General features: G+C 54.9%; 13 protein-coding genes. 12 read left to right on the top strand and 1 reads right to left on the bottom strand.

The annotated features are described in order from the left end of the window. Positions 1–34 precede the first annotated feature (34 nt). The gene (locus tag BN1190_RS13545) at positions 35–529 is read right to left on the bottom strand and encodes a helix-turn-helix domain-containing protein (protein WP_040287529.1); all 495 of its coding nucleotides are present in this window, start codon (positions 527–529) and stop codon (positions 35–37) included. 180 nt (positions 530–709) lie between these two features. Here BN1190_RS13545 and BN1190_RS13540 point away from each other — a divergent pair, with 180 nt between their 5' ends. The 12 genes from BN1190_RS13540 (at position 710) to BN1190_RS13480 (ending at position 14,519) form a co-directional block, all read left to right on the top strand. After that, positions 710–1,078 (top strand): hypothetical protein, encoded by a 369-nt coding sequence (locus tag BN1190_RS13540; protein WP_040287528.1) that lies wholly within the window; start codon positions 710–712, stop codon positions 1,076–1,078. A 101-nt stretch (positions 1,079–1,179) separates the two neighbouring features. Beyond that, positions 1,180–1,644 (top strand): hypothetical protein, encoded by a 465-nt coding sequence (locus tag BN1190_RS13535; RefSeq protein ID WP_040287527.1) that lies wholly within the window; start codon positions 1,180–1,182, stop codon positions 1,642–1,644. 474 nt (positions 1,645–2,118) lie between these two features. Then, a complete protein-coding gene (locus BN1190_RS13530) occupies positions 2,119–2,799 on the top strand; it encodes a hypothetical protein (protein WP_040287526.1) in 681 nt (226 codons plus the stop codon). Between the two features lie 3 nt (positions 2,800–2,802). Beyond that, positions 2,803–4,098: an efflux RND transporter periplasmic adaptor subunit gene (locus BN1190_RS13525; protein ID WP_040287525.1), complete on the top strand. Its 1,296-nt coding sequence runs from the start codon at positions 2,803–2,805 to the stop codon at positions 4,096–4,098. A gap of 121 nt (positions 4,099–4,219) precedes the next feature. Then, entirely contained in the window at positions 4,220–4,855 is a 636-nt protein-coding gene (locus BN1190_RS13520; RefSeq protein WP_052461891.1) for an exonuclease domain-containing protein, read from the top strand. 453 nt (positions 4,856–5,308) lie between these two features. Further along, complete coding sequence (locus tag BN1190_RS13510; protein ID WP_098060139.1) at positions 5,309–10,276, top strand: S8 family serine peptidase; 4,968 nt, start codon at positions 5,309–5,311, stop codon at positions 10,274–10,276. Positions 10,277–10,594: 318 nt separating this feature from the next. Next, a complete protein-coding gene (locus BN1190_RS15105) occupies positions 10,595–10,771 on the top strand; it encodes a hypothetical protein (RefSeq protein WP_179860797.1) in 177 nt (58 codons plus the stop codon). A 108-nt stretch (positions 10,772–10,879) separates the two neighbouring features. Continuing rightward, on the top strand, positions 10,880–11,980 hold the full coding sequence (locus BN1190_RS13500; protein WP_040287522.1) for a helix-turn-helix domain-containing protein: 1,101 nt from the start codon (positions 10,880–10,882) through the stop codon (positions 11,978–11,980). Beyond that, positions 11,977–12,198 carry a PLDc N-terminal domain-containing protein gene (locus BN1190_RS13495; protein WP_040287521.1) on the top strand — a complete coding sequence of 74 codons (222 nt, stop codon included), beginning with the start codon at positions 11,977–11,979 and terminating at the stop codon, positions 12,196–12,198. The genes BN1190_RS13500 and BN1190_RS13495 overlap by 4 nt, the downstream gene beginning before the upstream one ends. Further along, complete coding sequence (locus BN1190_RS13490) at positions 12,188–13,084, top strand: ABC transporter ATP-binding protein (RefSeq protein ID WP_040287520.1); 897 nt, start codon at positions 12,188–12,190, stop codon at positions 13,082–13,084. Before BN1190_RS13495 ends, BN1190_RS13490 begins: the two co-directional genes overlap by 11 nt. Further along, a complete protein-coding gene (locus BN1190_RS13485; RefSeq protein WP_040287519.1) occupies positions 13,081–13,845 on the top strand; it encodes an ABC transporter permease in 765 nt (254 codons plus the stop codon). Before BN1190_RS13490 ends, BN1190_RS13485 begins: the two co-directional genes overlap by 4 nt. A gap of 74 nt (positions 13,846–13,919) precedes the next feature. Further along, positions 13,920–14,519: a 3'-5' exonuclease gene (locus BN1190_RS13480; RefSeq protein ID WP_040287518.1), complete on the top strand. Its 600-nt coding sequence runs from the start codon at positions 13,920–13,922 to the stop codon at positions 14,517–14,519. The last annotated feature ends 5 nt before the right edge of the window (positions 14,520–14,524 follow it).

The following is a 14,524-nucleotide window of genomic DNA, read 5'->3' as shown; positions in this document are numbered from 1 at the left end:
TAAATCATCACATTCCAAAGGAAAACCCCTTCCCTCATTCCTGTTCAGGAGAGGGAAGGGGCTGGCCTGTATCGCCGTGCTTCCTCAGGAGGCTGCGGAACACGAGCAGGTTCGATTTGATGGAATTCAAGTACAGGCGGCGTTCTTTTTCAGTCATGGAAGCGACGATGGCGATGATCTCCCGCAGCTCGTTCGATTCCTGCAAAAGAGTCCTGTGGTGATCGACGAACCGATCACGGTAGGCGGCCTGGATCTCGGATGTTTTCCCGGCCGCTTCCGGTGCACCGGCACGGACATCACGAAGCGGTCTGCCTGTCACCATGGCGACGAAGTAGTCATCCGGGATGTCGAAGGTCTCCTTGAATTCCGCCAGCATTTCGGATGTGAGGTCCCGGTCGGTCCGCTCATAATTGGACAGGGCGGACGAAGAGATGGAGAGCTGTTCAGCGGCCTCCAGCTGTTTGATGCCCAGATATTCTTCACGGTACTCTTTGAATTGCTTACCGAAATGACGAGTTTTTCGTGTCATAATGCCCTCCGTTTTTTGTTCTACCGTATAGGAGTAAAACGAAGGATTTATCAAAACTCACGAATTGTGAAAATAATAATCAACAATATGTGAAGTTCGACAGACGGATCGATGAGAGAGCAAGAATCGGCCCGGACATGTAACATCAGGTGAGAACATATAGTGAAGGAGGAGGAAGCGATGCAGCCGGATTCGATAGTGCTCCATGTCCCCGGGCTCGGGGAACTGCTTGGCGGAAACCGCGGGCAGATCCATGAAAAGCTTGGTTTGCGGAGTCCCGGGAATGCTTCAGGAATACGGGAGGGCCGGATGATGTATTTGACCGGAAGGACGATCGGCCGCGTGTATTTCGATTCAATCGTCGTGGATGGCAGGCGAAACAGAATTACGTTCAGGCGACTGAATACGGACAGGGGTCAGTTCGAGGAGACGGTCTGCAGGGTGATGGAGGAGCTGGGGATCAGCGAATATTCCCCTGCAAGCCTGTCCTACTGGCTGCTGGCACCGGGCTGGCAGGTGCGGGAAGACGACGGACCGGCGCCTGTCTGACGGCGACAGGGCAAAAAACACAGGCATCTGTCATTCACAAAACAGGGGTGGATGTGATAAACTATTAATAATCGGAATATTCAATATAGGAGGAGATCCATATGCTGTCCGTTAAACGAATGACACCGTTTTATACGAGCAAAGAGGATTTCAGGCTCCGGCTCGTGTTTGCCTACCAGTATTTCTCCATCGTAAAAGGCCAGGAAGTGTTTCAGTTTGTTCCGATTGAAGGAAAAGAGATCATCATCAACATGAAGAGCCTGCAAGTCGAGAATCTGGGGGAGATCTTCGTATTCCAGCGAGGCAGCCAGTTCATCCGATTACCGCTGTACCAGCTGCTCCTGATTTCCGATTTGCATATGCACCTGTCCGACGTTCTTGATGGCATCTTCCAGCTCGCTCCCGAACTTTCCATGCCGCAAGCGCGTGAAATCGAGGACATGATCGGAGAGCTGGAACTGCGGAACCGGCTGCGTATGATCGATTATGCACTTGAGATGAACGACAGACTCCTGTTCAATGAACTGACGGAAGGAATGCACACGCCCAATGTCACACAAGAATAATGCCAATTGAAAACACCTATCCGCAAGCTGTTCTGCCGGATAGGTGTTTTACTGTTTTTTATATAGGCTGTTCCGTGTCCGTCTCATAGGAAGAAATACAGCAGCGCTACGAAACCGGTCGAACCGGCAAGCCCGAAAGCTACATCCTGCCAAGTCATCTGTGCAATTCGTTTCGCTTGGATATTGTTTTCCATTGGAATCCGCTCCTTTTGTCGATTTCCCGGGAAATAAATCGGATACCCCCGGTCTGTTGTATGTCCGTGGTGTCATCAGGAGTCACTAGAGTGTGTAATAGTTATGTAATACCCACGTTTCGGCATATGGGAAACCTCCTTTCCGTAAATATTCTTATCCTGATAAATTACGAGTCTTGTACGTGAAAACTTTGCAAATTCCGCGGTTTTTGCTAAAGTATAGGATAGGAAGTTTTCAGTGTTGACCGTTTCCCATCCTCTTTAAGAAAGGAATTATCCGATGTTTTTCAACTTTTCGTTTTGGCGCTATGTGACGAAGCCGTCAAAACTCGCCATCGATCATCAAAATTCGGCAATGCGCGGGTTCACCGTACGGATCGTTCTTCTTTTCCTTGCGGGTATCGTGCTGTTTGCATTGCGCGATATATGGGGAATGACAACCGATTCGCTCAGCCCGATGCTTGCGGCAGGCGGAAGTTACACGGTCGCCCGGATCGTCTCCGTGATCGGCGCAGTCCTCTGGTCTGTCATCTACATAGCTTTTCATCTGTTTTTCATTTCATACGTCCTTGGCCTCATCACCTCGATCCCGGTGCGCCGGATCGTTCCGCTGCAGCTGCTGACAACCGGTGTGCTGCTGATGGAGAAAGCACTCGTATTCTTCGTCTTCGCTTTGAAAGGGGAGGCGGCGAACGTGTCATTCCTGTCATTTGGACCGCTCACGGCGACATTTTCCGAAACGTGGTTCCTGGTCATGTTCCTCAACCAGCTGACACTCGTTTCCGCGCTCATCGTCAGCATGCAGTTCAGCTTCATCCGCTCCTATACGAAAACGATGAACTGGAAGAGCCTGCTTGCCGTTTTGATCGGCCTGCAGATCGCCATGGCCCTGCTGACAGCAGCGATCGGCTACATCCCGTTCGAGCGTCTCTTCAATTACGTCGTGCAAGGAGGCGCGTAACCGATGAACAAATTACAGAATGCAGCCATCGCGGTCGTCGTCAGTGTGTTCGTCGCACTGAACCTGTACCTGCTCTATTCGGATAAAAGCATCATCCCGAAAACAGTCTACGTCAGCGACTACGAAACGATGACAGCGAACGAATACAAAGAAGAACTGCCGAAAGAAGGATTGATCGCGCCTGCTGAGACATTCACTGTTTACACGGATGACAGTAACACGATCGATACATGGCTCGTCTCTCCTGGCGATACGGTCAGCGCAGGCGACGAACTTGCGAGCCTGCAGACCGAGCAGGCGGACGGCCAGCGGGCAGTGTGGGAATCCGAGAAGGAAGCACTGCTCGCGCAGCAGAGCGCCATCCGCTCGACGATTTCCGACTTGGAGTCCGGCGATCAGTCCGACAGTTCGAATTCATCGAAATCCGACCGGGCCCAAGCCGATGAAGACACAAAAGTGGAGTTGAACGTCAATGTCAACGTCGACGTCAGCCAGAAAGGGTCGTACGCGCAGGCTGTCGCAGAAGCGGAACGTGAGCTTGCTGATATCGACCGCCGGCTGAAAGTCGTCGAGTCACAGCTCGACCAGAACCCGGGCAATCCATCGCTCATCAGCCCTGCGGACGGTGTGATCGCGCGCATCAACAGTGAAAACGACCGCCCGACCATCGTCATCTACAGCAATGAGCAGGTGATCGAGACATTCGCGGAAGACGAAGAATGGAGCCGCATCGAGCCCGGCGACGTGGCTGTCATGAGCGCGAAAGGGACCGATGCGCCGCTGAACGGCTCCGTCGATGCGGTCGACCAGGTGCCGGCGCAGAAGGACGAGTTCCTCGACGCTTACAAGAAACTGGCGGATAAACCCGTCACGAACCCGCTCGCCTACTACAAAGTGCAGCTGAATGCAGGCGGCGAGCAGATTCCCGCACCATTCGGCACGCATGTGAATACCGTCATCACGACGAACGCCGCCCAGAACGCAGCCGCGGTCCCGTCCAAATGGATGATGGGCACCGGAACGGAAGGCGCCTACGTCTGGCGTCTCGATGAAAACGGCTACGCTGCTGCCACGCAAGTGAATGCGCCGTTCGATTATCTGGACCGCACCGTTGTCACGGAAGGGGTCACAGCGGGCGACGTGGTCGTCTATGACAAAGCGATCCGTGACCAGGGAAGCGCTCCGCGCGTCTTCTTCCCGATGCCGGCGGACTTCCCGTCAAAAGCGGAATGGAAAGCGTTCGGCTGGAAAAACTACTTCAGCGTCCTGCTGCTCAAAAAAGAATATACCGGAAAGTGACAAAAGGCAGGGCTGTGGCAGCCCTGTCTTTTGTTATATCCAGTTTGCAAGTTTTATGACTAGCATCCGGAAAACGGGGTATAGAATGAGCAGAATGTACAACGGGTAAGGAAGTGGAACGATGGAAAGGGAACGGAAACAAGTCCAGCTGCTGCTCAACCAGCAGCCGAAACAGAAGAACAACCGGCTGCGCAAACAGACACGCAGCAGTAACTACATAACGACGGATGACTGCCACGATGACTACGTCGTCCTCGACTTCGAGACGACAGGCATGCGGGCAGGAGCTGATAAGATCCTTGAAGTCCTCGCCATCCGCTACCAGGACCATGAGGAGACGGACCGCTTTTCGACACTTGTGAATCCGCAGCGGCACATCCCGCTCGAGGTGACCCAGCGTACTGGGATATCCGCCGCGGACATCCGGACGGCACCAGTCATAGAAGAGATCATTGCAGATCTCGTGGCTTTCATCGGGGAACTGCCGATCGTCATCCATGACAGTTCATTCGAGATGGGGTTCCTCGAGTCACTGGCAGACTTCACCCCTCTGGATCTGCCGAAATACACAGTCGTCGATACGACACGCCTTGCCCGGAAAGTGGCGGCCCAGCTGACAGACCGCAAACAGATGGTGCAGCTGAAGACCCTGCTGACCGACAAACTGAATTCCATGAGCGGCCACACCGACTGCCTCGCCACCGCAGCGATCTACCAATATTGCTGCCGGGTCAATCAGCCTGAAGCCGCCGTCTGATCCCCACGCTTCCGCCAACGAAGCGTTTTTTTGTGGGGTTTTTTGGGGGGAATGGCCGAGCGCTCAAGCAAAGCGAGCACCGCTCAAGCCCAGCTCAGAACTGCTCAAGCAAAGCGAGAACCGCTCAAGCCCCAGCCCCAAACGCTCAAGCATCAGTGTCCTACGCTCAAGCAAGCATCGTCCTCCCCCCCAATCAGCGGATGGTTGCCCCCACCTATATACCTACAATATGGAACACCTACCATCTTCATAAGATCTATCATCTTCCATACAACCAATAGACTACTCCAAATGATCCCCGGCAATGCCGATTGGACGATTTTTCTGAAAAGTGACGTTTATTCCGAAATTCGGAGGAAACTGCCGTTCTCAAATCTACCGTTCTATGATATCTTCGTTCTGTCACTTAATTTCGTTAAGTCTGACAACTAATTCAATATAGGGGGTAGGAATTTGACCAACAAGAAATTCACCAGATTTCTCAGTACGTTCCTGACACTGGTCCTGGTACTCTCGCTTGTCCTGCCGTTTGCAGGCACTGCCGATGCAGCGCTCCTCAAACAGCCGTTCAAGCCGAACCCGCAAGATGAAAGCATTCTGCAGCAGAAAGCGGCGATTGCTCAGCAGACAAGCCTGCTGGAGGGAGATGCCCGTCTCCATAAGGATCTGGAAGGGCTTTCAGGAACCCAGAAAGTGCCTGTCATCATTCATCTGTCCGAAAAGTCGGTGGGCCTCGAGCAGGGGATCCAGAAACTGAACGGCAAGAAGATGACACAGGCGCAGAAGAACACGAAAAAGAAAAAGATCCAAGACCAGCAAGTCAGCGCAAAAAAGAAGATGGCGGTCAAAAACGTCAAATTCGATCAGCAATTCTCATACGATACAGTCCTCAACGGTCTCTCCGGCACTGTACAGGCCAATGACCTCGAGAAACTCCTGGACATCGACGAAGTCAAATACGTCGAGCCTGACACTACTATGTATGCACTCGAAGGCCTCGAAAAAGTCGAGCCATCCGTCGATGCACAAATGGACACCAGCATTCCATTCCTCGGAATCGATAAACTGTGGGCAGAAGGGATTGAAGGACAAGGCATCAAAGTCGCTGTCCTTGACACAGGAATCGATGCAGAACACCCGGATTTGAAAGCAGTCTACAAAGGCGGCAAGAACTTCGTCCCTCACACAGAAGGCGACTATGCACGGCCCCGCGCAGATGACGACGGATCGGAAACGTCTCCGCTCGACCGTCCATCGAACAAGCCTGAATTCAACGACAAAGGCAGCGCATTCTACACATCGCATGGCACGCACGTAGCCGGAACGATTGCCGCACAAGGCAACAATCCATACGGCATCAAAGGGATCGCACCGAAAGTCGACCTCTATTCGTACCGCGTCCTCGGCGCATACGGCAGCGGATCGACCGCCGGAATCATCAAAGCGATCGACACTGCGGTCATCGAAAACATGGATGTCATCAACCTGTCGCTCGGCGGCGGGGCGAACAATGAAGTCGATGGGGCCTCCTTCGCCATCAACAACGCGATGCTCGCAGGCACGATTTCCGTCATCGCAACAGGAAACTCCGGTCCGAACCGCGGTACGATGGGAACTCCGGCAACGTCACGTCTCGGCATCGGTGTCGGCAACACGACAAACCCGGAAACACATTACCAGGCCAGCATCAACATCACAGCCGGCGACTTCACGTACAGCAAAGTGAACGATCTCATGGCGACGACATTCGGCAAGGACGTGAAACAGCAGCTTTCGGGCAGCTACAAACTTGTCGCAGTCCCGGGCGTCGGTAAAGAAGCCGACTATGCCGGACTAGACGTCAAAGGTAAAATCGCACTCGTGTCCCGCGGCGAAATCGCATTTGTGGATAAAATCGAAGCAGCGAAGAAAAACGGTGCTGTCGGCGTCATCGTCCACAACTTCGCAGGCGGCACGAACGCACCTGGCAAATCCCAAACATTCCTAGGGGATGCGTTCGAATTCCTTCCGACATTCGACATGTCCGTCACAGACGGCGAAGCGATCCGCGCAGCACTCGCAGCAGCGGAAGGAACGATCACATTCGATCAGTTCACAAGCACGAAAACGACAGGCGACGACGTCAACGACTCAAGCTCACGCGGTCCATCCGTCCCGAACTTCGACATCAAGCCGGACGTCACTGCACCTGGAACGAACATCATGTCCACCATCCCGCAATACGGCAAAGACTTCCCGGATGCGGACTACAGCGAGTCGTATTCACGCAAAACCGGTACATCGATGGCCACTCCTCACGTTGCGGGTATCGCAGCGCTCGTGAAACAGGCAAACCCTGAGTGGAACGCATTCGATGTGAAAGTCGCACTTTCCAACACGGCAACACTGCTCGATACAAAGAAATATGATGTCTTCACACAAGGCGCAGGCCGTGTGGAAGCGTACAAAGCAGCACACGCTGACGTCCTTGCGTACGGCATCGACACAGCGAACAACGATGGTTCGGATGTCGAGAACCTGAAAGGGACAGTCACATTCGGCCCTCAGAAACTCGACAAAGATATCTCCGTCACGAAGCAGATCAAAGTCAAAGATCTGAAAGGCAAAGGCGGCGACTACACCGTTACCGTCGATATCACGAAGAAATTCGGCGATGCAAATGTAACTGTCGACAAGACAGCCTTCACCCTGAACGGTGAGCAAATGCTCAACGTCACGCTGACCGCTTCAAAAGCGGAGTCAAAAGCCGGCGATGAAATCCTCGGCTACATCCACATCAAAGGGAACGGCAAGGATCTGTCCCTGCCATTCGCAGCGGACTTCGGCGGCGCAGCCGCGGCAGCGGTCACAGATATGGAAATCACGGAAACCGATCTGTCCTTCAACGGTGATGGCGTGAAAGACGAAGCGATGCTTTACTTCACAATCACCGGCGATGTGAACTTCAACACGGTCGAACTGTGGAATATCATGGATCCGACAGGCGGCGAGTACAACGACGGCTACATCGGCTATCTGCATGCGGGCGCATCACTTGCAGCCGGCTCCTACCAGCTGCCGATCAAAGGCGAATACACGCCATGGGGCGGAACAGGCCAGCAGGACATCCCGGATGGCCTTTACACAATCGACTTCACAGGTGAGCCGGTTTCCGGAAATCCGAAAACGATCACAGCTGACGTCGGGCCGGTCGTCGTGAAATCATCTGCCGGCACGATCGAAGGATCGGTCGAAAACGGCAAAGCAGCAGGTAAGGTCATCGACAAGTACGTCGATTACCAGCGAGAACTCGTCAAATACGGCATGGGCTATGACCTCAACACGAAACTGTCTGCTTCGTATGAAGTGACAACTGACGGCAAGGCGGTCAACTCCGGCGCAGTGAAACTCGATCAGGACGGTAACTTCGCGTTCGATGTGCCGAACTTCGACAAGTACAAATCGAACGTTACAGTCAAGTACACGGACGCAGCAGGCAACAAAGCATCACAGGAAATCTACAAAGCGGAAGCACAGCCGGATACAATCTCCGTTTCTGTCGATAAAACCGCAATTGATCTGAAAGCAGGCGACACAGCGCAGATCCTCGTCACAGAAACAACAACGAAGCCGGACGGCACATCGACAGACCGTGACGTCACTGCGGAAGCTGATTTCGCGTCAAGCGATGCAGCAGTCGCAACAGTGGCGAACGGCAAAGTGACAGCAGTCGCAGCCGGCAAAGCGGACATCACCATCACATACGGTGACTTCACGCAGACGATCCCTGTCACCGTGACAGCAGACGCTCCGGCACAGGACGAAGTCACGTATGCACTCAACAAAAAGAACCTGTCCATCGGCGTCGGCCAGCAGGAACAGCTCCTCGTAACGGAAACGACAGTGAAAGCGGACGGTACGACAGTCAAGAAGGACATCACGCCGAACGTGAAATTCAACGTCGTCGATAATTCGATCGCAACCGTATCGAAAGGTCTCGTCACAGGGCACAAAGCAGGCAAAACACAAGTCCGCGTCATGATCCCGGGGCAGGACACACGGTTCGTCTACCTCGAAGTCAACGCAGCGGAACAGGATGTCGTGACGTATTCGGTGGATAAAAACACGCTCAAGCTCGGCGTCGGCCAGCAGGAGCAGATCACCGTCACAAAGACAACCGTGAAGCCGGACGGCACAGTCGTCGAACAGGACTTCACGCCGAACACAAGCTTCAACGTCGTCAACAATAAGATCGCGACTGTCCACAAAGGACTCGTCACAGCGCACAAAGCAGGCAAGACACAAGTCCGCGTCATGATCCCTGAACAGGACACGATCTTCGTCTATCTCGAAGTCGTGGCACCGAAGCAGGACATCGTGACCTACTCGGTCGACAAAACAGAAGTCAAAATGCAGGTGAACCAGCAGAAACAAATCAAAGTCACACAGAAGACGGTCAAGCCGGACGGCCAGATCATCGAGCGTGACGCAACAAACGACGCGAAATTCAGCGTCGTCAACAACAAGATTGCAACAGTCCACAAAGGCCTGATCAGCGCGCACCAGCCGGGCAAGACACAAGTGAAAGTCGACTACCCGAACGGGGAAACGACACTCGTGTACTTGACTGTCAAAGGCGAGCCGGCACCAGTCGTGACGTATGCGTTGGATAAAGACAGCGTGTCCCTGAAAGAAGGGGACACGGCGTCTGTCCAGCTGATCGAAACGACAACGAAAGCAGACGGCACGTCCACAACGAAAAGCGTAACGGATGACGCGGCATACCAGTCGAACAACCCATCCGTCGCCAAAGTTTTCAAAGGCAAGATCACTGCCATCGGTGCTGGAGATGCTGAAATCAGCGTCACACTCGGCGACTTCACGACAACTGTGAACGTCCACGTCGAAAAGCCGGCAGCGAAAGCGATGGTCGTGACAGAAGACACGATCGCAAGCTTCCTGAACGACAAGAAAGCGAAGGAGATCATTTTGGACGTACCGGCAGCTGACGGCACATTCGACGTCGAACTCGATGACAGCGTGCTGAAAGCGATCGAGAAATCCAAGAAATATCTCGTCTTCAAAACAGCGGACGCAGCGTTCACATTCGAAAAGGATGCAGTCGAAGTGCTCCGCAAGAACACGAACGGCAAAGCTGTCGTAACATTTGGCAAATCATCTTCCGCACAAGTGAAAGGTGCGAAGAGTGATATCTACACAATCGGCATCAACCAGGGCACAGCCGCTGCGAAAACAGCCATCAAGAAATTCGGCGAAGACATCCAAGTCGCCATCGCGGTGGATGACAGCGCGGATAAGAAATGGAAAAAAGGCTCCGTCCTCAACCTGGACACGAACAAAACATCCAAGTACAAAGTGAAAAAAGGCCAGGCCGAATTCGAAATCGAATCCGCCGGCAGCTATGTATTGCTGGATAAATAATGCTGGAAAAAGGGTGCCCGCGGGCACCCTTTTTGCATGGCAACCTGCCGACCGCTCCATTTCGCGACCTAAGCGCTCCATTCACTCGGCGAACCGATCAATTCTAATGCCGGACCGCTCCATTCCCCCAGCTGAGCGATCAATCCCGTCGCCGAACCGCTCCATTCGCCCGGTAAACCGCTCCATTCCCGCGGCTGCAATCCCGTCCCACACATCGAAATGGCCGCGACCATTCAAGCCCTCCCATGCGCAAAGACCAACACTAGCTTGTCGGGCTCCGCTGACGCTCCGCCTTTTCTGTCAGGGAGGGGAAGCGCAGTGGACAGCCGGGTTGAGCGACCGCTCCATTCCACTGGCCAAGCGATCAATTCCCCGAGCGAAGCGATCAATTCCACTGCCGAACCGATCCATTCGCCCGGTAAACCGCTCCATTCCACTGCCGAACCGCTCCATTCACCGACGCAACCCGCCCATTTCATCTGCACATTAAGTTAATAAAATCATCCAATGGTTGATTCTCCTCCGCGCAAGTCAACCAAAACGTCATTGAATCAGCCAACAAGTAACTTATACTGGAGATAACGAGAAAAAGGAGGACCCACCATGCTCCACATCAGCACAATCATTCACCGCGAACGGCAAAAACACGGCATCACCCAGGAAACCCTCGCCGCGCACTGCCAGGTTTCCAAAGCGTCGGTCTCCAAATGGGAAAAAGGGCTGAGCTATCCCGACATCACGCTGCTGCCGAAGATCGCCGCCTACTTCAACTTGACCGTCGACGAGCTGCTCGGCTATGAACAGACACTGTCCAAACAGGCGATCCAGACGCTGTACATCGGCTATTCCAAACGATTCGCACACGAGCCATTCGCCGACGTGTACCAGGATGTCCTCGAAGAAGTACGGCACGGCTATCGCGACGCCGGCCTGCTGCTGCAGATGAGCGTCCTCATGCTCAATCACTTCATCCTCACGGAAAACGGTCCTGCCGTCTTGACGACCATCAACACTTGGCTCGACCGCATCCGCACGCTGTCCGAAGACGTCTGGGTGCTGCGCCAGGCGAACTCGCTGCAGGCGACGGTCGCCTCCATGCAGGGTGACCCGGAAACGACACTCCGCCTGCTCGACGGCGTCATCCGGCCGAGCATCGGTGATGAAGCGCTGCTTGCGACCGCCTACGAACAGCTCGGGCAGACGGACGAAGCGATGCGAGCACTTCAGGTGATGATGTATCAGAATCTCCTGCAGCTCGTCGGTGCGGCGCCGCTCTATTTGAGGCTGTCCGCGGATGATCCCACGGTCTCCGCGGAAACGCTCCGCCGCACCGAAGGACTCATCGGCCTGTACGACCTGGAGAAACTGCATCCGAACGTCTGCCTGCAGTTCTACGCAGGCACCGCGCAGCTTGCGGCCATCCACGGCGACCGCCCGCAGATGTATGCGTATCTATCAAAATTTGTCCGCGTCTGCACGAAGTATCTGTTCCCGATCGATCTGCACGGCGACACGTACTTCAACCGGCTCGACAGCTGGCTCGAGGAACTCGACCTCGGCACGAATGCCCTGCGCAGCGACCGGCTCGTCAAACAGTCGCTGTTCGAAATCTTCGACGCCCCCTTCTTCGCGCCGTACCGGGACGACGAAGAAATGAAAGACTTACTCACCGAACTCCGTTTCGGACTGGAGGGAATCCAATGAACACCGATATCGACCTGCTCATCGAGTACTTGCCATTCCTCATCCCGCTCGTCATCCTGCAAGTCGGACTCGCGATCTTCTCGGCCGTCCACGTCATCCGCCACCCGCACTACCGGTTCGGCAATATGGTGATGTGGCTGCTCATCGTCGTCTTCATCCAGTTCCTCGGCCCGCTCGTCTATTTCACGATCGGAAGGGGAGACCAAGATGCTCGTTGAGATCAAGAACGTCACGAAAAAATTCGGCGATAGAACCGTCCTGGACAACATCGATCTCGTAATTCCCGAGCATACGATCTGCGGCTTCGTCGGTGCGAACGGCGCCGGCAAGACGACGCTCATGCACGGCATGCTCGGCCTCACCCCGCTGACATCCGGCACAATCACGATCGCCGGCACACCCGTCACATTCGGCCAGACCGCATCGAACGCCCACGTCGGCTACCTGCCTGACGTCCCGGAATTCTACCCGTACTACAGCGCCCGCGAGTACCTTGAACTGTGCGCCGTCATCACCGAGATGCCAAAACAGGAACGGAACACCCGCATCACCGAGCTGCTGGAACTCGTCGGCCTCGACACGAACAGCCCGATCCGAACCTACTCCCGGGGGATGAAACAACGGCTCGGCATCGCCCAGGCGCTGCTCAACCGGCCGAAGCTGCTCATCTGCGACGAACCGACGTCCGCCCTCGACCCGGCCGGCCGCGCCCAGATCCTGTCGATCCTGCAGGCGGCGAAACAGGACACGACCGTGTTCTTCTCGACGCACATCCTGTCCGACGCCGAGCAGATCTGCGACCGCATCGCCATGCTGCACGGCGGCAAAATCATCTTCGACGATGAACTCGCCCGGCTCGACCGCGAGACGAAGCACGAATTCGCCTTCACATTCGACGGCCCTTCTATAGAAGAGATCCATGCACAGCTCACAGACTTCCCGGCGGAAATGAAGATCGAACACGGTGCACTCATCGTCCGCCTGCCGGACGCAGCTGCCCGGATTTCATTCACAAAAGCGCTCGCAGACCGCGGTATCGCAACCAACACGATGCACCCGCACAAGAAAGCACTCGAAGATGTCGTTATGGAGGTGCTCAAATGACGCCCTGGTTCGGATTTCTGAAAAAAGAATGGACAGAAAGCGTGAAATCATACAAGCTGCTGCTCGTTGCGGTCATTTTCTCGATCCTCGGCGTGCTGAACCCGTTCACAGCGAAGATCATGCCCGCCGTCATGGAAAACCTGCTGCCGGAAGGGGCGGCGCTCGATCTGCCCGATCCGACGGCGCTCGACTCATGGATGCAGTTCTACAAAAACGTGCCGCAGATGGGGCTCGTCCTGTTCATTCTGCTGTTTTCGACGATGATGTCGAAGGAACTCGAGCGCGGCACCCTCACCATCCTGCTGACGAAAGGACTGCGCCGCAGCACCGTCCTCACCGCAAAATGGGTCACCGGCGCGGCGTACTGGACGTTCGGCCTGCTGCTGTCGGCCGGCATTACCTGGGCGTACACCGCCTATTACTGGGATCAATCCATCATCCGGCACCTGGCCCTCGCCATCGGCTGCATCTGGCTGTTCGGCCTGCTCCTGTTCACCGTCACGCTATGGGGCAGCACGCTGTTCGCGACAGGGTATGGCGGCCTGCTGACAGCGGCCGTTGCGGTCATCGTCCTGTTCCTGACGAGGCTGGTCCCCGACAGCGCTGACTGGAGCCCCATCGTGCTCATCAGTGATTCGGCCAGCCTGCTGACAGGGGAGGCCGCGCCCGGTGACTTCACCGGTCCGCTGCTCGTATCAGTCGGCTTGGTTGCCGTGCTGCTGGTGACAGCCGTTCTTCATTTCAATAAAAAAATCTTATAATCTCGAAACAAGCGTGAGACCCGGCATCGCGGGTATACTGAAAACAGTACACATTTCAGAAGGAGCGATGCCCTATGGACATCCACGAAAAAGCGATCCGGCTGCTGCAGCAGAAAGCCGAGCAGCCGAACCGCTCCCGCAAAACGACCTCGGCCAAATACAAGAAAAGCACGAAGACCGTCTCCGACTACGTCGTGCTCGACTTCGAAACGACCGGACTCCGTGCCGGTGCAGATAAAATCATCCAGATCGGTGCCATCCGCTACTTCAACCATTGGAAAGATGAAGAGATGGACGTGCTCATCAATCCGCAGCGCCACATCTCGCCGACCATCACCCGGCTCACCGGCATCTCGAACGAAATGGTCGCAGACGCACCGCTCATCGAAGACAAACTCGCTGACCTCGTCGATTTCATCGGCGACCTGCCCATCATCGCGCACAACGCCTCGTTCGACATGGGCTTCCTGTACGCACTCGACGGCAAAGCCGGCATCACCCTGCCCGCCTACACCGTCATCGACACTGTCAAAATCGCACGCCAGAAAATCAAAGACACGCCCAATCACAAACTCACCACCCTCACCCAATACCTGGAACTCGAACACGACGCCCACAACGCAATCGGCGACTGCCTCGCCACCGCCGCGATCTATCAGTATTGCACGAAATAACCAGA

The organism is Sporosarcina koreensis (genome assembly GCF_000826145.2).
Classification (GTDB): Bacteria; Bacillota; Bacilli; order Bacillales_A; family Planococcaceae; genus Sporosarcina; species Sporosarcina trichiuri.
Note: the sequence above shows the minus strand (reverse complement) of the source record. Positions and strands in the feature narration are given on the sequence as shown.

What these genes read in the sequence shown, in the direction of transcription:
- BN1190_RS13545 (WP_040287529.1), bottom strand. Translation starts at nt 529, where the DNA reads ATGACACGAAAAACTCGTCATTTCGGTAAGCAATTCAAAGAGTACCGT.
- BN1190_RS13540 (WP_040287528.1), top strand. Translation starts at nt 710, where the DNA reads ATGCAGCCGGATTCGATAGTGCTCCATGTCCCCGGGCTCGGGGAACTG.
- BN1190_RS13535 (WP_040287527.1), top strand. Translation starts at nt 1,180, where the DNA reads ATGCTGTCCGTTAAACGAATGACACCGTTTTATACGAGCAAAGAGGAT.
- BN1190_RS13530 (WP_040287526.1), top strand. Translation starts at nt 2,119, where the DNA reads ATGTTTTTCAACTTTTCGTTTTGGCGCTATGTGACGAAGCCGTCAAAA.
- BN1190_RS13525 (WP_040287525.1), top strand. Translation starts at nt 2,803, where the DNA reads ATGAACAAATTACAGAATGCAGCCATCGCGGTCGTCGTCAGTGTGTTC.
- BN1190_RS13520 (WP_052461891.1), top strand. Translation starts at nt 4,220, where the DNA reads ATGGAAAGGGAACGGAAACAAGTCCAGCTGCTGCTCAACCAGCAGCCG.
- BN1190_RS13500 (WP_040287522.1), top strand. Translation starts at nt 10,880, where the DNA reads ATGCTCCACATCAGCACAATCATTCACCGCGAACGGCAAAAACACGGC.
- BN1190_RS13495 (WP_040287521.1), top strand. Translation starts at nt 11,977, where the DNA reads ATGAACACCGATATCGACCTGCTCATCGAGTACTTGCCATTCCTCATC.
- BN1190_RS13490 (WP_040287520.1), top strand. Translation starts at nt 12,188, where the DNA reads ATGCTCGTTGAGATCAAGAACGTCACGAAAAAATTCGGCGATAGAACC.
- BN1190_RS13485 (WP_040287519.1), top strand. Translation starts at nt 13,081, where the DNA reads ATGACGCCCTGGTTCGGATTTCTGAAAAAAGAATGGACAGAAAGCGTG.
- BN1190_RS13480 (WP_040287518.1), top strand. Translation starts at nt 13,920, where the DNA reads ATGGACATCCACGAAAAAGCGATCCGGCTGCTGCAGCAGAAAGCCGAG.